Source organism: Pseudomonas sp. JAI111 (genome assembly GCF_024809425.1).
GTDB lineage: Bacteria > Pseudomonadota > Gammaproteobacteria > Pseudomonadales > Pseudomonadaceae > Aquipseudomonas.
In genome coordinates this window covers 168,171-187,923 of the sequence record NZ_JANUCB010000011.1, presented here as the reverse complement: position 1 = coordinate 187,923, position 19,753 = coordinate 168,171, and the positions used below count along the sequence as shown (strand labels likewise).

At 61.2% G+C, this 19,753-nt stretch carries 15 protein-coding genes; all 15 read right to left on the bottom strand.

Translation table 11 applies throughout. The features are described 5' to 3' along the window. Positions 1-69: 69 nt before the first annotated feature. On the bottom strand, positions 70-729 hold the full coding sequence (locus tag HNR03_RS27420) for a glycosyltransferase family 2 protein (protein WP_259157191.1): 660 nt from the start codon (positions 727-729) through the stop codon (positions 70-72). Then, on the bottom strand, positions 726-1,325 hold the full coding sequence (locus tag HNR03_RS27415) for a nodulation S family protein (protein ID WP_259157188.1): 600 nt from the start codon (positions 1,323-1,325) through the stop codon (positions 726-728). The genes HNR03_RS27420 and HNR03_RS27415 overlap by 4 nt, the downstream gene beginning before the upstream one ends. Further along, a complete protein-coding gene (locus HNR03_RS27410) occupies positions 1,322-2,080 on the bottom strand; it encodes a PIG-L deacetylase family protein (RefSeq protein WP_259157186.1) in 759 nt (252 codons plus the stop codon). Before HNR03_RS27410 ends, HNR03_RS27415 begins: the two co-directional genes overlap by 4 nt. Further along, the gene (locus HNR03_RS27405) at positions 2,077-3,066 is read right to left on the bottom strand and encodes an acyl-CoA dehydrogenase (RefSeq protein ID WP_259157246.1); all 990 of its coding nucleotides are present in this window, start codon (positions 3,064-3,066) and stop codon (positions 2,077-2,079) included. Before HNR03_RS27405 ends, HNR03_RS27410 begins: the two co-directional genes overlap by 4 nt. A gap of 1 nt (position 3,067) precedes the next feature. Continuing rightward, a complete protein-coding gene (gene glgX / locus HNR03_RS27400) occupies positions 3,068-5,227 on the bottom strand; it encodes a glycogen debranching protein GlgX (protein WP_259157184.1) in 2,160 nt (719 codons plus the stop codon). Between the two features lie 114 nt (positions 5,228-5,341). Beyond that, positions 5,342-5,668 carry a DUF2934 domain-containing protein gene (locus tag HNR03_RS27395; RefSeq protein WP_259157183.1) on the bottom strand — a complete coding sequence of 109 codons (327 nt, stop codon included), beginning with the start codon at positions 5,666-5,668 and terminating at the stop codon, positions 5,342-5,344. A gap of 21 nt (positions 5,669-5,689) precedes the next feature. Continuing rightward, positions 5,690-8,467, bottom strand: a complete 2,778-nt coding sequence (locus HNR03_RS27390) for a malto-oligosyltrehalose synthase (RefSeq protein WP_259157182.1) — start codon at positions 8,465-8,467, stop codon at positions 5,690-5,692. Next, entirely contained in the window at positions 8,464-10,542 is a 2,079-nt protein-coding gene (gene malQ, locus HNR03_RS27385) for a 4-alpha-glucanotransferase (protein ID WP_259157181.1), read from the bottom strand. Before malQ ends, HNR03_RS27390 begins: the two co-directional genes overlap by 4 nt. After that, the gene (gene treZ, locus HNR03_RS27380) at positions 10,539-12,335 is read right to left on the bottom strand and encodes a malto-oligosyltrehalose trehalohydrolase (RefSeq protein WP_259157180.1); all 1,797 of its coding nucleotides are present in this window, start codon (positions 12,333-12,335) and stop codon (positions 10,539-10,541) included. The genes malQ and treZ overlap by 4 nt, the downstream gene beginning before the upstream one ends. Before the next feature lie 16 nt (positions 12,336-12,351). Next, a complete protein-coding gene (glgA, locus tag HNR03_RS27375; protein WP_259157179.1) occupies positions 12,352-13,938 on the bottom strand; it encodes a glycogen synthase GlgA in 1,587 nt (528 codons plus the stop codon). Between the two features lie 588 nt (positions 13,939-14,526). Beyond that, on the bottom strand, positions 14,527-15,480 hold the full coding sequence (locus HNR03_RS27370) for a D-2-hydroxyacid dehydrogenase family protein (protein ID WP_259157178.1): 954 nt from the start codon (positions 15,478-15,480) through the stop codon (positions 14,527-14,529). 13 nt (positions 15,481-15,493) lie between these two features. Continuing rightward, positions 15,494-16,519, bottom strand: coding sequence for an alpha/beta fold hydrolase (locus tag HNR03_RS27365; protein ID WP_259157177.1), 1,026 nt, complete (start codon positions 16,517-16,519; stop codon positions 15,494-15,496). Positions 16,520-16,604: 85 nt separating this feature from the next. After that, on the bottom strand, positions 16,605-17,039 hold the full coding sequence (locus tag HNR03_RS27360) for a YqaA family protein (protein ID WP_259157176.1): 435 nt from the start codon (positions 17,037-17,039) through the stop codon (positions 16,605-16,607). Beyond that, entirely contained in the window at positions 17,039-17,485 is a 447-nt protein-coding gene (locus tag HNR03_RS27355; RefSeq protein WP_259157175.1) for a DUF411 domain-containing protein, read from the bottom strand. The genes HNR03_RS27360 and HNR03_RS27355 overlap by 1 nt, the downstream gene beginning before the upstream one ends. A gap of 213 nt (positions 17,486-17,698) precedes the next feature. Further along, entirely contained in the window at positions 17,699-19,690 is a 1,992-nt protein-coding gene (locus HNR03_RS27350) for a methyl-accepting chemotaxis protein (protein ID WP_222587024.1), read from the bottom strand. Positions 19,691-19,753 lie beyond the last annotated feature (63 nt).

The window sequence follows — 19,753 nt, the reverse complement described above, 5'->3', positions numbered from 1 at the left end:
GCCGCGCAGTGAGTATTGCTCATGTCGCGCTATTCGTCGCCTCGCTGTTTCATCCGAGACGATTTTTTTTTAATCGATTTGTACCAGCTCTCGCAAATAATCACCGAAACCGCCGCGGGCACGACTGTCCAGGCGGGCGCTGGTGAGCACTTGCGGGCGATGACTCCAGGCAATATTGGCGCCGCAGCGTTCAAGTTGTCGCACCAGTTGCACATCTTCATCACAGGCCAACGGCTCGAATCCACCGGCACGTTGGTAGGCCTCGGCGCTGATGCCCAGGTTGGCGCCGTGAATGTGCCGATGGCCGTCGCGGGCCTGATAGTGCTGGTGGTAGCGAATCTGTGCCGACTCATCGAACGACTCGTGCCACGCCTCGACCGTCACCGTGCCGCAGACCGCGTCGACATCAAGCGCCAGCTGCGCCACCAGCCAGTCATGGGCGACACGGCTGTCGGCGTCGGAGCAGGAGATCCAGCGCGCACCACGCTCGAGCAAAAAATGTGCGCCCGCAGCACGGGCCTGACCAACATTTCGCGCCTCGATTGCCAGACAATGCACCGGAAATCCACTGACGATCTCGGATGAGCGATCAGTGCAACTGTCGAGCACCACCAGTATCTCAACGGTTTCGCCGTCCAGCCGTTCGTGTTGCGCGGCGAGCAGCGCCGCTTGCAGGCACTCTTCAAGCAGGTCTTCTTCGTTATGTGCCGGGATCAGGATGCCAATCATCGCAAGCCCTCCAGCGCTGCCACCGAACGAGGTTCGCGACTCCAGAGTTCGAGCAGGAAATCCGCTTCCTGATGCAGGACCAGGCGCGGCAAATGCAGATGTTCATGGAGCATGTCATGGACTTGCCGCGCATTCAGCGGGCAGCCGTCGATGGGCGGGCGCCAGTGGCAGGCCAGGAGCTGGCCGTCGGCGGTCAATGATTGTTCGGCCTGCACGATCAGCTTTTTCAGGTCCTCGGCGTCGAGGTAATAGCCGATTTCGCTGATCACGATCAGGTCGAATTGTTCGTTTGGCCAATCCTCGGGCAATCGGCTTTGGCGAACCTCGGCGTGGTCGAACGGCCCGAGCCGCGTACGGGCCAGCGCTACGGCCGCTGCCGCCGTGTCGCAGCACAGCAAGCGATCGCAACGGCTGGCCAGTTCAAAGCTCAGCTCCGCGTTGGCACAGCCAGGCTCGAAGATCGCACGGTAGCGCGGGCGAGGCAGGGCGGCGAGGGTGATTGCGCGTTTGCGCTGTTCATACCAGCGTTGGCGAAATGACCAGGGATCATCGTTGCCGGCAAACAAACCGTCGAAATAGCGATCCTCGACGCTCATAGAAACACCACTTCGAAAGGTTGCAGCAGTCGCTCCAGCACAAAAGGCGCCAGCACCGGCGGCAAGCCGATGTTCGGGTCGCCTTCCAGTTGGCTGGCGAAGGCGTGGATGGCGTGGCGTTTGCGGGCTACCAGCGCCGGGTCGAGGAGGATTTTTCGTGCGCGCGGCCATGGCACGAAGCTGTCTTCGGGCGCGGCCCAATGCCAGGTCCACACGGGCAGCTCATGCAAGGTCGCACCGACGCGGGTTGCCGCTGCGGCGCTGGCTCGGCCCACCGCTTCGTGGTCGCAATGACCGTCTTCGCGCCACGTAGTAAAGACCACATCGTTGGGCCGTAGATGCCGTTCGATGAAGGCGCTCAGTTCGACTTCGCGGTCGGCCACATGGCTGTCAGTGAAGCCGCCGCGCAACCATTTCAGGCTGTGCAGTGGCAGGCCGAGGCGACGCAAGGCTTCGGCTGATTCCTGTGGTCGAACCGCGCTCAGTCGTTCCACCGGCCAGCGCTTTGAGCCAGGGTGACTGGCGCTGCCATCGGTGACCGAGATCAGTTGCAAGGGGCGACCGGCAGCGGCGAGCAATTGCAGTAATCCACCGCAGCCGAGCACTTCGTCATCCGGGTGCGGCGCGATGATCACGGCACGGGCGCCTTCGGGCACCAGATCAAGAATGTCGATCACCGGCAGTTGCGCCAAGTGATGGGAGGTTTGCCATAAATGCAGGGGCGTGCCCTGACCGACAATGGGGTTTGCTTTCATAACGTCCATGTTCCGTTGAGGACTTGTTTGCCAAGCGCGGCGAGATCCCGCTCAGCGTGGCTTTGCCGCAGGAACACCGGTAAATCGGCGATCAATCGTGCGAACTGTCGGTCCTTGCAATAAGGTCCGGCGCCCAAGGCATGACCGACGTGCTGGATGACCTGTTCGGCGGCGTGTTCCACCACTGCACGAACGCGCCGGGCGAGCATTTCAGCATCGTCCAGTGGCGCGGCGTCGATGGCCAGCGCGCTGGCCCGCAACACCTCGGCTGCAGCGTGCAGTGCGCTGTCGACTGCACCCAGGTGGGCGAGAGCATGGGGTTCTTCATGTTGAGCACAATGAGTTCGCAGGCGTTCGGCGAGGCTTTGTGCCGCACCGTACCAGCAGGCTGCAATGCCGATGCCGCCTTGCCAGAAACCGGGTCGTTGCAGGTAGTCACCAGGGTTGCCGATGGCTTGCGCTTCGGCACCGTCGAACGTGACCTCGACGCTGCCGGTCGCGGCCATGCCGACTGCTTGCCAGCCCTCATCGGTGACGATCACACCGGGTTGATCCAGTGCTACCGCGACCAATTGCTGGCGATCATGCTCATCCCAGGCAGTGAGCAGCGCATGACTCAACACTGCTGCACCTGAACACCAGGCCTTACGCCCGTTCAGCGCCACCATCTGGCCCTGAGGGCTGACCCGAACCTTTGCTTGCGGCGGTTCCGCGGCCCACATGCTCCACGTGCTGCCCGGTGTTGGCGAGCCACCGAGTTGCTGGATGATCGCCAGCGCATCGGTATGGCCTTCGTACAATTTGCACAACCCCAAATCGTGGGCGCCCACCTCGGCCAGACGCTGCAACCGCTCCAGCGTCCTGCCGCTCCCCGGCAGCGGGAGCTGATCGAGACTGGCCTCGACCAGCGCCCGCAGGCACCGGCCTAACGCCCGAGTATCGGCGTAGTCCGGTGGCTGGCGACTGAGAAACGCCTGCAGGTCCATTTCACTCTTCTTCCTCATGCTGCAATTCGAACAGCAGCAGCGAACGGCCGGTGACGGAGTATTCAACACCGAAATCGAATCGTTCCTGGCCGCGAATCGACGGTTGATTGGTGTCGATCATGCAAGTCCAGTGACCGCCATCAGGCACTTCCGGCAAGGTGAAGTTGACGATGTCGTGGTGCGCGTTGACCACCAGCAACAGGGTCGCGTCACCGCCTTTGCGACGGATGCCGGTTTCCTGGGCGCGACCGTCGAGCAGCATGCCGAGGCATTTGCCGTGGGCTTCTTCCCATTGTTCGGAGGACATTTCACTGCCATCCGGCGCCAGCCAGGTGACGTCCTTGACGCCGATGTCCTCGTTGTAATTGCCCACCAGGAAGCGTCCGCGACGCAGGATCGGATACGCCAGGCGCAGCTTGATCAGGCGTTTGACGAACTTGAGCAGGGCCTTGCCGTCTTCGCTCAGGTCCCAGTTGACCCAGCCGATTTCACTGTCCTGGCAATACGCGTTGTTGTTGCCTCCCTGGGTCCGGGCAAATTCGTCACCGGCCACCAGCATCGGCGTGCCTTGGGACAGCAGCAACGTGGCGAAGAAGTTGCGCATCTGTCGCTGGCGCAGTTCGTTGATCTCCGGATCGTCGGTCGGGCCTTCGACGCCGTGGTTCCAGGACAGGTTGTTGTTGCTGCCGTCCTGATTGTTTTCGTCGTTGGCTTCGTTGTGCTTGTCGTTGTACGACACGAGGTCATTGAGGGTGAAACCGTCGTGCGCCGTGATGAAGTTCATCGATGCATACGGGCGACGGCCACGCTGGTTGAACATCTCGCCGGAGGCGGTCATGCGGCTGGCGAAGTCGGCCAGTTGACCCTCATCGCCTTTCCAGAAGGCACGTACGGTGTCGCGGAACTTGTCGTTCCACTCGACCCAGCCCGGTGGAAAGCCACCCACCTGATAACCGCCGGGACCGCAATCCCACGGCTCGGCAATCATTTTCACCTGGCGCAACACCGGGTCCTGACGGCAGGCGACGAGGAAGCTGTGACGTTCGTCGAAGCCCTCGTGGTAACGGCCGAGGATGGTCGCCAGGTCAAAGCGGAAACCGTCCACGTGCATTTCCGTGGCCCAGTAGCGCAGGGAGTCGGTAACCATTTGCAGCACGCAGGGGTGACTCAGGTCCAGGGTGTTGCCGGTGCCGGAATCGTTGATGTAGTAGCGTTTGTCGTCCGGCATCAAGCGATAGTACGAGGCGTTGTCGATGCCGCGCATGGACAGGGTCGGGCCTTGCTCGTTGCCTTCGGCGGTGTGGTTGTAGACCACATCGAGGATCACTTCCAGATTGGCTTCGTGCAGGTGCGCGACCATCTCCTTGAACTCGGCGATCTTGCCGCTGGCCAGGTAGCGTGGGTCCGGGGCGAAGAACGCGATGCTGTTGTAGCCCCAATAATTGGTCATGCCTTTGTGCAGCAGATGCTGGTCGTTGACGAAGGCGTGAATTGGCAGCAATTCCACCGAAGAAACGCCGAGCTTGCGAATGTGTTCCAGCACGTCATCGACCATCAGCCCGCCGAAGGTGCCACGCAGGTTCTCGGGGACGGAAGGGTGACGCATGCTGATGCCGCGCACATGGGTCTCATAGATGATCGTCTTGTCCCACGGCACACTGACGCGCTGGTCATTGCCCCAGGTGTGAGCCGGGTCGATCACCTTGCACTTGGGCACGAACGGCGCACTGTCGCGTTCATCGAAACTGAGGTCGGCGTCGGGGTGGCCGATGGTGTAGCCGAACAAGGCTTCGGACCATTTCAATTCGCCAACCAGCTGCTTGGCGTACGGGTCGATCAGCAGTTTGTTGTGGTTGAAGCGATGGCCGTTGGCCGGGTCGTAGGCACCATAAACGCGGTAGCCATAGATCAAGCCAGGATGGGCGTCGGGCAAGTAACCGTGATAGATCTCGTCAGTGTATTCAGGCAGTTCAATACGCTCGAGTTCTACCTCGCCAGCATCGTCGAAGATGCACAGCTCGACCTTGGTCGCGTTGGCGGAAAACAAGGCAAAGTTGACCCCCAGACCGTCCCAGGTTGCGCCGAGTGGGAAGGGCAGGCCTTCACGAATTCGCGAGGCCTCGACGTGAGGTTCTGGCGCGGCTTTTTTTGGACTGGACATACATGCTCCTGCAAAAGGGGAAGAATTCCGGGCTCTGATGTTTTTCGAGGACGAGCGCGTCCTCGGTGGCGAGGGGGCTCGCCACGAGGTCAATCAATTCAGTGTCGGGGAGCGTCAGACCGCAGGCGGTTTGCGCGTCGCCTTAGGCTTTTTGTCAGCGGCTTTTTCGCCCGGCGGAATCACTTTCGAGGCAGCGACGGGTTTGGCTTTGGCGCTGGCCTTTGGCGGCGCAGCTTTGCCATTGGCGCTTTTAGCCGCTGGGGACTTGGTGCCCGCAGTTTTGCTGCCAGCGGCCTTCGGCGACTTGCTCGGAGCCAAGGCTTCTGCTTCAGCCAGCTTGCGAGCCATTTCCCAATGCCGGGCATCCTGGCCCTCGGGTTTTCCTTCCGACTCCCAAATCTGATAGGCAAATTCGCGAATGCGTTTTTCTTCGGTACTCATCGCAATACTCCTGAACTGAACTCAAGCTTGGGTAAACGTTTGAATAAAGAGATTGACCGGGAAATCCCCCAGCGCGGCGCTGATGTTCAGCTCCTTGTGGTGTGTGACTGCGGTGCTGGAAAAAAGTCCCTTCAAATTTTCGTCAGACGTGGCGAACGGTAATTTGACCCGCGTATCGCCCCAGCGCAGCGCTTCAACCTGAGGTTCTGCACTGTTTTCCAGCAACGCGGCGCAACGTATCGGGACGATCACGATGGCGCGTTTTCCCTCATGTTCTCGAGCAAAGGCCAACACCCGGTGAGCCTGGCTGCCGACGACCTCAAGGGCTTGATACGTCCCTCGCTGGAACAGCTCGGCATGTTCGGCTCGCAGTTTCAACGTTTGGGCGATCAAGGATTGCTTGATGCGCCCGTCACGCCAGCGGGTCAGCAGATCGGGCAGATTCATGGACGCCTGCATGGCCTGTTGGCGGCTGGCGTAATCCACTGGCCGGCGGTTGTCCGGATCGACCAGCGAGAAGTCCCAGTACTCGTTGCCCTGATACAGGTCAGGCACCCCTGGCACGGTCATTCGCAGCAAGGTTTGCGCCAAACCATTGAGGGCGCCGGGGACGGCAATGGTCTTCGCTGCCTTGCCCAGTGCTGCGCGCAGCAGTTGACCATCGGGGTGCACCAACAGGCGTTGCTGAAATTGCTGGGCGGCTTGTTCGTAAGCCTCGTTCGGCGCACTCCAGCTGCTTTGCAACTTGGCTTCGCGCAAGGCTTTTTGATGCCACTGCCACACACGCTGAGCGTAGTCCTCGAGCGCCGATTGATCGTCGTCGCGCAGGTCCAGCGGCCAACTGCCGAGGATGGCCTGGTAGAGAATCAACTCATCGCCTGCCGACGGCATTTGCTCATCGTCACGCAAGGGGCGGGCGAGGGTTCGCCATAGCGGAACCTGTTCGGCGTACCAGGCGCTGCGTTCGCTCAGCACCGCGAGCCTTGCCCGGGTGTCTTCGCCGCGTTTGTGGTCGTGGGTCGCGGTCGCCAGCAGGTTGTCTGGAAACTCGGCGAGACGGTTGGCGCAGGCCGCATGAAAATCTGCCACAGGGGCGCTGAACTGCTCCGTGCTGAAGCCCACGTCGTTGCGCGACAGCAGCACCGCCGAGCGATAGAACGCGGTGTCCTCCACGGCCTTGGCGGCGGCCGGTGAGGTCAATTGCTGGAAACGCACGCAGGCATGCTTGAGAATCTTGCGCGGGCGGCCCACCGGCCGTTTGCGCCACGATTCACCGCCGAGCCATCTGGCCAGGCAGTCAAGCACGGGCCAATCGGCTTCGCTGAGGGCTTGCCGGGCACCGTCCATGGCCTGCTGGAAAAATACATCGTCTTCGCCAGAGCGACCACGCGGACTGATATAGGTGCGGTACACCGGGAAATGCACGATCAGTTCCTGCAACGCCCGGCGGATCGCACCGAGGGTCAGGTCGCGGGTCATCAGGTCATCGCGGGCCACTTGCAGCAACGCCTGGGCAACGCTTTCGAAATCCCCGGCGAGTGAACCGTTGAGGATTTGCTGGCGCGCCAATTGCGCTTCCTGACGGAAGTCGGCGGGCCGCTCGCTGTAGCGATTCCACAGGTTGCCCAGGTTCTCGGCGCCTTGCGGATCATGCTGCAGCAGCGACAACTGGTTCATGAATTCATAACCGGTGGTGCCGTCCACCGACCAGTCGCGGTGCAGGGTTTCGCCTTCACCAAGGATCTTCTCGACGAAGATCGGCAGGTGGCGGTCGGGCGACAACGTATCGACCCGACGCCGCAGTTTGCGGCAATAACCGCGCGGGTCGGCGAGGCCGTCGATGTGGTCGATGCGCAAGCCGTCTACCAGGCCTTGCTCCACCAGCTCGAAGATTTTTGCATGCGTTGCTTCGAACACCGCCGGCCGTTCGACCCGCAGGCCGCCCAGTTCGTTGATATCGAAAAAGCGCCGCCAGTTGATGTCATCAGCGGCCGTGCGCCAGCTCGCCAGACGATAGCTTTGGCGTTCGAGCAGGTTGTGAAGGCGCTGGAAACCCTCGGGCGTCAGTGAGTCGTATTGGCCGAGATTGTCCTGGATGCGCTGCAGGATCGCCGGGTTGCTGGCGAGCTCGCGCAACTCGGCTTTTAGCGGTATTGCCAGGCCATAAGCATCGGTCTGGTAGCTCAAGGCGCTGAAACGGTCCGCGAGAAACTTCAGCGCTTCGTCATCGCTTCTGAGCAGTTCGCCATAACTGGACGGACAGATCGGGAAGTAATGCTCGTAGTGCTCGACATAAAAGGCACCGCGTTGCGCATCGAAGCGCAAGGGCAGGGTGCCGTCCTGCAAGGCGACACCGTAATCGCTGCCGAGAAAGGGCAGCAACAACTGGCCTTCCATCAACGGGTCGGGCGAGTGCCATTGGATGTCGAAGAATTCGCCGTACGGGCTCAGGCGTCCCCATTCCAGCAAGTCCAGCCACCAGGGATTGTCACTGCCGCCGACGGCCATGTGGTTGGACACGATGTCGAGGATCAGCCCCATCTTGTGTTCGCGCAAGGCAGCCACCAGACGGTGCAACGCCGCTTCGCCGCCCAGCTCGGGGTTGACGGTGGTGGGGTCCACCACGTCGTAGCCATGCATGGAACCGGCACGGGCCGCGAGCAGCGGCGAGGCATAGAGATGGCTGATGCCCAGGCTGGCAAAATACGGGACCAGCGGGACGGCCTGGTCCAGTGTGAAGCCTTTATGAAATTGCAGCCGCAGGGTTGCCCGCAGCGGTTGGAGGTCCGAATGATTCATTGGTCACGCTCGCCGGCCTGAAGTCGCGCACAGGCGAGTAATTCCAGGCGCCGGGCGGCGTCCGGGTCATCCAGCAATGCCTCGCTGGCACCGGGCAGGCGCCGCGACCAGTTGGGATGCGTGTCGATGGTGCCGGGCAGGTTGGCCTGTTGTTCGATGCCCAAGGCATCTTCCAGCGGCAACAAGACCAGTGGCGCCCGGGTGTGGCCGAGGAAGCGGATGGCCGCGTCGAGCACCTGATCGGTTTCATGGGACTCTTCGCGAAAGTTCTGCGGGTCCTCGCTCAACACACGGCGCAGGCCTTCACGCTCGCGCTCACGGTGTTGGCGCCATTCGATTTCACCCGTGGCGTCGACCAGGCCCAGTCGGGCGTTCCAGTCGATATCGCGGCCATGCCACCAGCCATTGAGGGTCGGCAGGTCATGGGTGCTGGTGGTTGCCAAAGCGTTGTCCGGCCAGTCGAGCATGGGCTTGAAATGTGTGTTGTCCTGTTCGAACAACAGCACGCGCATGCCGAGGATCGAGCGGGCAATGAGTTTTTCCCGCAGGCCTTCGGCCACGGTCCCGAGGTCTTCGCCCAGGACAATCGCCTGATGGCGATGGGATTCCAGGGCAAGCAACCGCAGCAGGTCGTCCACCGGGTAATAAAGGTAGGCGCCGTCGGCGGGCGGTGAACCGTTGGGGATCACCCACAGCCGCTGCAGGCCCATGACGTGATCGATGCGCAAACCGCCGGCGTGGGCAAAGTTGGCGCGCAGCATTTCGATGAATGCGCGAAAGCCGTTACGCACCAGGCCTTCAGGGGAAAATGCCGAAATGCCCCAGCCCTGGCCCGTGCGATTGAGGATGTCGGGTGGTGCGCCGACCGTCAGCGAGGCAAGCAGTTCGTCCTGGCGACTCCAGGCCTGGCTGCCACCGCCGTCGGCACCCACCGCCAAATCGGCGATCAGCCCGATGCTCATGCCCGCGCCACGGGCGGCGGATTGCGCGCGCTCCAGGCAGCGGGCGATAAGCCATTGGCAAAAGGCGAAGAAGCCGATGCGTCCGGCGTTCTCTTCGGCAAAATCGGCGAGGGCGGCGCTGCGCGGGTTGCGCCATTGCTCAGGCCACTCGCGCCAGTCGAGGCTTTCGCCCTTGGCCAGACGCGCTTCCTGAATGGCTTCGAAGCGGCAGTGATTTTCCAGCGCTTCACCGCCGGCGTGGCGAAAACTGCTGAAGTCGGCGTGCAGCGGGTGTTCGCCTTGCACAAAACCTTCGTACAAGGCTTGCAGCAAGCGGTGCTTGGCGGAGGCCGCCACGGGCCAGTCAATCAGTGCCTGTTCTTCCAGCTGCTGCAGTTCGCCGGCCAGCCCGGTTGCATCAATCGCTGCACGCCAGGCACGTTCGCCGAGAATGGCGCCCGGAGCTGCGTACAAGCTGTTGAGGAACAAACGGCTGGACGGGGAATAAGGGCTATAACGGTGGGTGTCGCTGCCGAACATGGCATGCAGCGGACTGATCGCCAGGGCTTCGGCGCCCCGTTCACCGGCGACCCGGGCAAGGTCTTCCAGCGCCTGGGTATCACCGAAACCGCCATCACCGGGACGACGCAGCGAATACAGCTGGACGCTCAGGCCCCAGGTCCGCGGGATCGGAGTGTCCACCGCATCGCCGACGCTGTAGCAGCGCTCGGGTGCTACCGCCAGGGTAAATGACTGTCCATCGATGCTGACATGCTGATAGCCGACCGGGATCAACCCCGGCAAAACCGCCTGCGCGTCGAGCTTGAGGTTCAGCCGGGAGCCGTCTTCAAGGTGGACTTCGCAAGGAGTTTCGGGCTCGAAGTAATGCGCCAGGTCGAGGCCGACACCGACATCGCAGGTGAGCAGCGGCGGCAGGTGGCGCGTCTGTTGGACTTCTTGCAGTTGCAACAGGCTGGCGTCGATTTCCTGGGCGCTGCTGGCTGGGTGGCCGAGGCCGGTCAGGACGGCGCGTAGCACCGACGGGGCGACTTTTTGCGGGCGACCGTTGGCATCGATCCAGTCAACGGCCAGGCCAGCACGGCCGGCCAGTATTTCAAGTTGCGCGTCGCTCATTGGCGCTCTCCATCAGAGGGTAGCAAAGGGGCTGCAGCGGTGAGGCTGACTAGCGCGCAATACGGGGCAAGCGTGCCCTGATCCAACAGGTCGGCAGAATGCGGCGGATATTCGAACAGCAGCGCAGCGTCGACCTGTTGGGTGTGGACCACAGGCGTGTTGCTGAGGTTCAGGTCAATACGCAGCTCACTGCCATCACCCAGACGCCAGCGTGCGCTGACCGCGCCTTTGGCCAACACTTCGGCACCCAGGGCTTGGGCCCCTGGCAGGCGCGGGATGATGTGCTGGTGGCGCAAGTGCAGCAGTCGGCGATACAGCGCGTACACCGACGATTGCTCAATCGATGACAGCGTTGGCCGCGATGCTTCAAACGTCTGCGGTGCGTTCGGATCGGGAATCTGCTCGCGCTTGTGCGGGTCGGCAAAGGCGCTGAATGCGGCAAACTCATTGCGTCGACCTTCGCGCACCAGTTCCGCCAGTTCACCGTGATGGCTGGTGAAGAACAGGAACGGCTCCTTGGCGGCGAATTCATCGCCCATGAACATCAGCGGGATCATCGGCGACAGCAACAGCAACACGGTGGCCGCTTTCAATGCGTCAGGCGGGGCGAGTTGATGCAGGCGCTCACCGAACGCGCGGTTGCCGATCTGGTCGTGATTTTGCAGAAACAGCACGAATGCGGTGGGTGGCAAGTGACCGCTGGGCTCGCCCCGGGGCGTGCCGTGGCGAGTCATATGGCCCTGGAACACGAACCCCTGACTCAAGCATCGCGCCAGTTTTTCGGTCGGTTGTTCGGCGTAGTCGGCGTAGTAGGCGTCGGTTTCGCCGGTCAACAGAACGTGCAGGGCATTATGGCCATCGTCGTTCCACTGCGCATCGAACCCTTCCTCCAGCAGGCTGGCCTGGTTGTGCTCGTTCTCGACCATGAGCCAGACATTGCGCACCGGGTCGGTCTGCTCACGCACCCGTTGTGCCAGTTCCTGGAGAAAGTCCGGGCTCTCGATGGCGTGCACGGCGTCCAGGCGAAGCCCGTCGAAGCGGTACTCCAGCAGCCACATCAGCGCATTGTCGATGAAGAAGTCACGGACCTCGCGCCGTCGGAAGTCGATCGCCGCGCCCCACGGGGTGTGCTTGTCTTCGCGAAAGAAGCCTTTGGCGTAGTGATGCAGATAATTGCCATCGGGGCCGAAGTGGTTGTAGACCACGTCGAGAATCACCGCCAGGCCCAGGCCGTGCGCGGTATCGATCAGGTGTTTGAGTTGTTCCGGGGTACCGTAGGACGCTTGGGGCGCATAAGGCAGCACCCCGTCGTAACCCCAGTTGCGCTCACCTGGGAACTGCGCCAGCGGCATCAGTTCGATCGCGGTGATGCCCATCTCGATCAGTCGCGCCAGGTGCTGCTCGACGCCACTGAAGCCGCCGAGCGTGCCGACGTGCAATTCGTAGATGACGGCCTCGTTCCAGGGGCGGCCCGTCCAGGCGCTGTTTTGCCATTGATAGGCGAGGGGATCGACCACCACGCTGTGGCCGCCGATATCCCCCGCCTGCGCGCGGGAGGCCGGGTCCGGCACCTCCAGCTCGCCATCAATGTTGTAACGGTAACGCGTACCCGCGGGGCAGCGAGTCTTGATCACGAACCAGCCATCGGCCTGAGGCAGTAGCGGCAAGGATTGTCCATCTTCCAGTTCGACACTGACATAAAACGCATCTGGCGCCCACAAGGCAAAACGCGTGTGTTCTGCGTCCAGCATAATTGCGCCGTGGGGCCAGGTCTCAAGGGTCCGTAACGGCATCTTTGAAAGCCTCTTTTTACTGTTTCCCCGATTTTCCCAGGGCTTTGGCGACAAGTTGTTCGTAGAGTTCGGCGTAGGGTTCGACGGCTTGGCACCAGTTGAATGGCGCGGTCATGGCACGGCAACGCATGGCATTGAGCAGGTCAGGGAATGCAAATACCTTGAACGCGCGGCTCAGGGCTTCCTGGTAACTCTCGACCGTGGATTCGTCGAAAAGGAAACCGGTCACGCCATTTTCGATGGTGTCGGCCAGCCCGCCGGTATTGCGGGCGACGGGCAACGAACCGAAGCGCTGGGCGTACATCTGGCTCAGGCCACAAGGCTCGTAACGCGACGGCATCAACAGGAAATCGCTGCCGGCGAACATGCGCCGGGCGTCGGTTTCGTTGAAACCGATGCGCACGCCGATCTGCCCCGGGAAGCGCAGGGCCAGCTCACGCATGGCTTGCTCTTCTTCCGGCTCGCCCCGGCCGATGATCGCGATCTGGCCACCGTTGTTGACGATGTATTCGGAGACCGCTTCGGTCAGGTCCAGGCCTTTCTGATAGACCAGGCGCGAAACCACGGCAAACAGCGGGCCTTCGGAATCTTCCAGGCCGAACAAGTCACGCACGTGGGCGGCGTTGACCGCTTTGCCTTCCCAATCGCCGATGGTGAACGGGCAGAACAGGTGCGGGTCGGTGGCGGCGTCCCAGCTTTCATCGATACCGTTGGGAATGCCGCTGAGCAAACCTTGCTGGGTCTTGGCGGCTAGAAAGCCATCGAGGCCACAGCCAAAGGCCGGCGTGGTGATTTCCTGGGCGTAAGTGGCGCTGACGGTGGTGATGTGGCTCGAGTAGGCCATGCCGGCCTTGAGGAACGACATCTTGCCGTAGAACTCCATGCCTTCCTGTTGCAAGGCGTGCATGGGAATACCGAGTTCCGGGCACGAGCCAAGGCTGGTGACGCCTTGGTACGCCAGGTTATGGATGGTGAATAACGTCGGGGTGCGCTGTCCACGCCAGTGCATATAAGCAGGGGCGAGACCCGCAGGCCAGTCATGGGCATGCACCAGGTCCGGGCACCAGTGAATTTGTGCAAGGTTGGCGGCGATATCGGCGGCGGCAAGGCCCAGGCGGGCGAAACGAATATGGTTGTCCGGCCAGTCGCGGCCGTTGTTGGCGCCGTAAGGCGAACCTTCGCGCTCGTAGAGTTCGGGGCAGATCAACACGTAAATGACCAGGCCGTCCGGCATATCCATGCGGCCGATCTTGCAGGGTGGCAATGCGGCGTGCCCACCCATTTCACCAATGATATGGATCGGATTTTCGCTGTGCAGCACTTGCGGATAACCCGGGATCAGCACCCGCACATCGTGCAAATGAGCCATGGCCCGAGGCAATGCGGCGGACACGTCACCCAGACCGCCGGTTTTTACCAGGTCGGCAATCTCGGAGGTGACAAATAACACTTTTTTTCTATTCGGATTCTGACTGGCAGCCGGTGTCAGCGTTTTAGTGCCCGGTACGCTGACCGATTGAGCGCTCGGAGCAACCACGGCGCTCGATTCGCCGACCTGCTGATGAGCACGCTCTCCCTGAATATCTAAAGCCGCACTTATCATATGAATCTCCCGTGTTGTTGATCTAATTCTTAGTCCGGCACAAACGGTGTCGTGGCCAAATCCTGTGGCCGGGCGCGAACGCGCGACGCATAGGTGAGCAAGTGCTGCCCAATGCGTTAAAGCAAAATGGGTGGAGGGGCCGTTGCAAGGAATACACCAGTCGCTTAAGCCCTACCTTTAACCTGACCCATGGCCACGACCGAAAGTTTCGACTTTCTTCCCGCCAGATGACTGACCGGTTTTACCTCGCGAAAATGAGTCTAGGCCAGATCCTAGAGCGGGGCAGGTCAAGTGGCGAAATTGTTCGACAATCGGTTCAAAGAGGGTAAAGGTACACGGCTTTCAGGGGGAAACGCACCGACGAAGTGCAGGTTTATTTTTTATAGTGAGTCAAAACGGGACTTGCAAGTCACGGAAATGGGCGGGTTTTACCGAGGTTTGCACCATTTCGGTGCAGTGATTTAGAAGGTGGACTGGACTTGCAGGCCCCTTCGCGGGCAAGCCCGCTCCCACAGGTGACCGCATTCCTACAGTAGGAACGCGATTCGTGTGGGAGCGGGCTTGCCCGCGAAGAACGATGTCTCGGTATCAGATCAGTAATCGAATCGGCTCTCCCGCCGACCAGGCCCGAATGTCCTCGATCATCTGCGAAAAGAACTGATGGTAGTTCTGCGGGCTGACATAACCGACATGCGGCGTCGCCAACACATTTTCCAGCGTGCGGAACGGATGATTCACGGGCAACGGTTCCACGTCGAACACGTCCAGTGCCGCCCCGGCAAGCCGGTTTTTTTGCAGCGCCTTGATCAGCGCTGCTTCATCGACAATCGGTCCGCGGGCGGTGTTGACCAGCAGCGCCGAAGGTTTCATCCAGGCCAGCGCCTGGGCATCGACCAATCCCCGGCTGCGCTCGCTGAGCACCAGATGCACCGACAGCACATCGGCCTGCTCGAACAATTGCTGCTTGCTGACATGGGTCACGCCCGCTTCAGCGGCGCGTTCGGGCGTGAGGTTTTCGCTCCAGGCGATCACCCGCATGCCGAACACCTGGCCGAACTGGGCGACGCGTTTACCGATGCTGCCAAGGCCAAGGATCGCCAGGGTCTTGCCATGCAAGTCGCCGCCCAGGCCTTGCTGCCATTTGCCGGCGCGCAATGCATTGGCTTCGACTACCAGATTGCGGGTCGCGGCCATGATCAACGCCCAGGTCAGCTCCGGCGCCGCGTGTTTGTAGCTGTCGGTGCCGCAGACTTGGATGCCGAGTTCGGCAGCGGCTTTGAGGTCCAGCGCGGCATTGCGCATGCCGCCGGTGACCAGCAGTTTGAGTTTGGGCAACTGACGCAGCAAATCGGCATCGAATCGGGTGCGCTCGCGCATCACGCAGATCACCTCGAATGTGCCGAGGCGTTCCGCCAGGGTTTCATTATCGGCGGGGTAGTCATGGACAAAGCTGACCTCGCCGATGCTGTCCAGCGCGGACCAGTCGACCACGTCACGGGCCACGTCCTGCCAATCATCGATTACCGCTATCTGCACTGCCATCTGCCTTAGCTCCTCAACGAACGGGATTGGTTTTGTTCAACCAGTCGAGCAGCGCCTGGTGGAATTTTGCCGGCTCTTCCATCTGCGGCGCGTGGCCCAGGCCAGGGAATTCGACCAGGGTCGACCGCGGGATCAGCTTCGCCACTTGTTTGCCTAGAACATCGTAGTGACCGAGCTTCGCCTTGACCTCCGGTGACGCGATATCACTGCCGATGGCCGTGGTGTCGGACGTGCCGATCAGCAACAGCGTGGGCATCTTCAGGTCCTTGAACTCGTAGTACACCGGCTGGGTGAAGATCATGTCGTAGATCAGCGCCGAGTTCCACGCCACTTGCGTGTGCCCCGGGCCTTTGTTCAGGCCGGCGAGCATGTCGACCCAGCGATCGAATTCAGGCTTCCAGCGACCGCCGTAATAGGTGTTGCGTTCATAGGTGCGGATGCCGTCGGCGCTGAGTTTCAGCTCGCGTTCGTACCATTGATCAACGCTGCGATACGGCACGCCAAGGGCTTTCCAGTCTTCCAGGCCGATGGGATTGACCAACGCCAGTTGCTCGACCTGATCGGGGTATTGCAGTGCATACCGCGTGGCAAGCATGCCGCCGGTGGAATGCCCCAGCACGCTGGCCTTCTGGATGCCCAGGGCCTTGAGCAGTTGTTGGGTATTGGTCGCCAGTTGCTGGAACGTGTATTGGTAATGATCCGGCTTGCTGGACGTACAGAAGCCGATCTGGTCCGGCGCAATCACCCGGTAACCGGCTTCGCTCAGTGCTTTTATTGAACTGTCCCACGTGGCGCCGCAGAAGTTTTTGCCGTGCATCAACACCACGCTGCGCCCGTTGGGCTTGCCGTGGGCGGCGACGTCCATGTAACCCATCTGCAGGGACTGCCCCTGGGACTTGAACTCGAAATGTTTGACCGTGTAGGGGTAGGTGAATCCTTGCAGTTGCGGCCCGTATTCCGGGCCTTCGGCATGGGCCAGGACAGGCAGCGCCGCCATCAGGAACAGGCCGGGCAGCCAGCGGGAGAGGGCAAGTGACATGGGTGAACTCCGTAGAAAACCCGCCGATGCTGGATCGGCATGATTAGGGCGACATTAAATACTGGCAATCCACGCTCCTGATCGTTCAACCGATCCAGCCCAGCGTGGCCAGTGCGAGCACACCGTAGCGTGCGCCCTTGGCGAGGGTGACGATCAACAGGAATCGCCCGAAGGGTTCGCGCATCACTCCGGCCACCAGCGTTAGCGGATCGCCGATGATCGGCACCCAGCTCAGCAGCAATGACCAATGGCCGTAGCGTTGATAGTGATGTCGGGCTTTTTCCAGATGGCGCGGGCTGACCGGAAACCAGCGCCGGTGGCGAAACCGCTCAATGCCGCGTCCCAACCACCAATTGACCACCGAGCCTAAAACGTTGCCCAGCGTCGCGACGGCCAGCAACAACCACAGCCAGTATTGACCCTTGAGCAGCAGCCCGACGAGCAGCGCTTCGGACTGCAATGGCAGCAACGTCGCGGCGCCGAAGGCCGCGAAGAACAGCCCAATGTACGCGCCGGACATCAATGCGCGGGGTAGTCCGCCACCACGACATCGGTGCCATCCTTTTTCAGGCCGATGACTTGATAGGCATCGCTCATGCCATCCATTTCCATGCCGGGCGAACCCATTGGCATGCCTGGCGCCGCAACACCCAGCAAATCATCGCGCTTGCTCAAGGCCAGGACCTGATCCGCCGGCACATGGCCTTCGACGAACTTGCCATTGATCAGCGCGGTGTGACAGGACGCCAGGCGCGGTGGCACGCCGTGCTGCTGCTTGAATTGGCTCATGTCCGATTCGACGTGGTCTTCAACTTTGAAACCGTTGGTTTCGAGGTGGCTGATCCATTTTTTGCAGCAACCGCAATTGGCATCGCGGTGGACTTCGATGGGGATCAGCTCGGCGGCCTGGGCCAGGGAGGAGATGAACAGGGCGCTCAGGGCGATCAGACGCAGGTGGTTTCGCATGGGGGATCTCGTCTCGGGGTTGCGGCCAAAAAAGATGCATTTTGACCGTTTTTTCCGACCTGGCATTGCACGAGTGTTTCGAAGTCTTACAAGCGAGGTCAGCAAAATGATCGTAGATCAATGCTGTCAGCGGGATGAGCGTCGGATGACAAGTTTGTCAGTGTGGGCCGCTGAGCGCCAAATCCGGCGCTCAGGGTAAGCAGGAATGAGCGATCAGCGAACCTTGAACCGCCCCATGATCGAGCTGACGCGCGCATTGGCTTCCAGCAGTTGATGAGTATTGAGTTCACTGGCCTGGCCGCTTTTGACCAGCTCATCGACCATGTGACGGATCTGCACCATGCTGCGGTTGATCTCCTCCGTGACCGCGCTTTGCTGCTCGGCGGCCGTGGCGATCTGGGTGCTCAGGCTGTTGATGTGGCTGACCGAGCCGGCCATTTCATCCAGGCCCGAGTTGACCCGTGCCGTTGCATCGGCGGCGGACTGGCAACTGGCCTGAGTGTTTTCCATCGCGCTGACCGAGGAACTCACGCCTTGAGTCAGACGCTTGAGCATTTCGTTGATTTCCGAGGTGCTGGCCTGAGTACGGGCGGCGAGGGCGCGGACTTCATCTGCCACCACCGCAAACCCGCGGCCTTGCTCACCGGCCCGCGCCGCTTCGATGGCCGCGTTAAGTGCCAGCAAGTTGGTCTGTCCGGCAATGGCGCCGATCACCCCGAGAATCTCGGTAATGCGTTGTGCGTCCTGTTGCATGCTTTCGACTTTATGGGTGGCGCTGGCGACTTCGTCGATCAACGCGATGACACTACTGGACGCTTCACCGACCACCACCCGCGAACGGTCGGCGTTTTCATTGGCGCGTTGGGTGAAAGCGGCGGTTTCAGCCGCGTTCTGCGCGACGCTTTCAGCGGTCGAGCTCATTTCGGTGATCGCGGTGACGGTCTGGTCGGTCTCCGAGGCATGACGCACCAGAATCTGGCTGGTGTGGGCGGAGGTGCGCTGCAGGTTGTCCAGGCTGGACGCCATGGCGCCTGTGGCTTGCGTGACTTCGCCGATCATGTTCTGCAAATAGATGATGAACGCGTTGACCGAATGGCCGATGGCGCCCAGTTCGTCTTCGGCACGGATGGTGATGCGTTTGGTCAGGTCAGCGTCGCCGGCGGACAGTGCGTCGATGTTGGCCTTGAGGATTTTCATGCGTTGGATCAGTTGGCGAATTGCATAGACCTGCAGCAACACCAACAGGATCACCATCGGAATCTGCAGCAGGCTCAAGGTGCTGAGCACGTCGTCGCGCTGGGCGGTAATCAGTTTGGTCGGCAGGGCGGTGGCGAGGAACCACGGCGTGCCTTCGATCGGTCGCATGAAGAAGGTGCTGGCTTCGCCGTTGTTGTCGAATTCGACCCGTTGCGCTTGATCACGGTTTTGCAGGCCGGCCTTCACTTGACTGGCGAAGGGCGAGTTGCCGGCCAGTTCACTGATGTTCTTCAGCACAATCGGCCCGCTGATCCGCGAGCTGTTGCTGATGATCTTGCCATCGGCTTCGACGATCAGCATTTCTGCGCCGAGGTCTTTTTCCTTGCGTGCGATCAGGTCATTGAAGAAGCCCAGGGTCACGTCGATAGTCGACACACCGTACGCGGCGCCATTTTTCTGAATGGCCATGGCGCAGTTGGTGCGCGGCTCGGCGCTGGCGTCATCTTTATAGGCAGCCGCCCAGGCGCATTGGCCGCGCGGGGTTTGCATGCCGCCCTTGTACCAGCTCTGGTCGTAATAGTTGGGGGCGGCGTCGCTGTTCCAGAAGGTGTTGACTGCCAATTTGCCCGAGGCATCGCGGTGCCAGAAGGTACTGAATTTGTTGCGCCCGGCCTCACGCTGGCCAGGCAATGGCCAGATCCCGCCGCCAAAGACTTTCAACTCGCCGTACTGATCGACCAGTCCCGGCAACACCGTATCGATCGCCGCACTGTCGAGCAGAGGAATGGTCTGGGTGATGCTGCGCTGTTGCGCCTGTACCTTGTTCAATTCGCCCTGGATTTGCTCGGCGACTTCGGCAATGCGGTTGAGGGCCACCTGTTCTTCGGTGTGGCGAAGTTTCGGGGCGACCAACTGGCTGATGCCGACGACTGTCAGCACGGACAGCAGAAGAATGAACAGGACCAGAAACAAGGTGTAGCGAGCCTGGATGGTGCGGAATGCGGGCATGGGACCGGTCCTTGTGCAGCGTTCTTATTGTGGTTTTCGCGATGAAAATCGGCGCTTCATCGG

Coding starts and splice junctions, on each gene's coding strand:
- HNR03_RS27420 (WP_259157191.1), bottom strand. CDS start 729: ATGATTGGCATCCTGATCCCGGCACATAACGAAGAAGACCTGCTTGAA.
- HNR03_RS27415 (WP_259157188.1), bottom strand. CDS start 1,325: ATGAGCGTCGAGGATCGCTATTTCGACGGTTTGTTTGCCGGCAACGAT.
- HNR03_RS27410 (WP_259157186.1), bottom strand. CDS start 2,080: ATGAAAGCAAACCCCATTGTCGGTCAGGGCACGCCCCTGCATTTATGG.
- HNR03_RS27405 (WP_259157246.1), bottom strand. CDS start 3,066: ATGGACCTGCAGGCGTTTCTCAGTCGCCAGCCACCGGACTACGCCGAT.
- glgX (WP_259157184.1), bottom strand. CDS start 5,227: ATGTCCAGTCCAAAAAAAGCCGCGCCAGAACCTCACGTCGAGGCCTCG.
- HNR03_RS27395 (WP_259157183.1), bottom strand. CDS start 5,668: ATGAGTACCGAAGAAAAACGCATTCGCGAATTTGCCTATCAGATTTGG.
- HNR03_RS27390 (WP_259157182.1), bottom strand. CDS start 8,467: ATGAATCATTCGGACCTCCAACCGCTGCGGGCAACCCTGCGGCTGCAA.
- malQ (WP_259157181.1), bottom strand. CDS start 10,542: ATGAGCGACGCGCAACTTGAAATACTGGCCGGCCGTGCTGGCCTGGCC.
- treZ (WP_259157180.1), bottom strand. CDS start 12,335: ATGCCGTTACGGACCCTTGAGACCTGGCCCCACGGCGCAATTATGCTG.
- glgA (WP_259157179.1), bottom strand. CDS start 13,938: ATGATAAGTGCGGCTTTAGATATTCAGGGAGAGCGTGCTCATCAGCAG.
- HNR03_RS27370 (WP_259157178.1), bottom strand. CDS start 15,480: ATGGCAGTGCAGATAGCGGTAATCGATGATTGGCAGGACGTGGCCCGT.
- HNR03_RS27365 (WP_259157177.1), bottom strand. CDS start 16,519: ATGTCACTTGCCCTCTCCCGCTGGCTGCCCGGCCTGTTCCTGATGGCG.
- HNR03_RS27360 (WP_259157176.1), bottom strand. CDS start 17,039: ATGTCCGGCGCGTACATTGGGCTGTTCTTCGCGGCCTTCGGCGCCGCG.
- HNR03_RS27355 (WP_259157175.1), bottom strand. CDS start 17,485: ATGCGAAACCACCTGCGTCTGATCGCCCTGAGCGCCCTGTTCATCTCC.
- HNR03_RS27350 (WP_222587024.1), bottom strand. CDS start 19,690: ATGCCCGCATTCCGCACCATCCAGGCTCGCTACACCTTGTTTCTGGTC.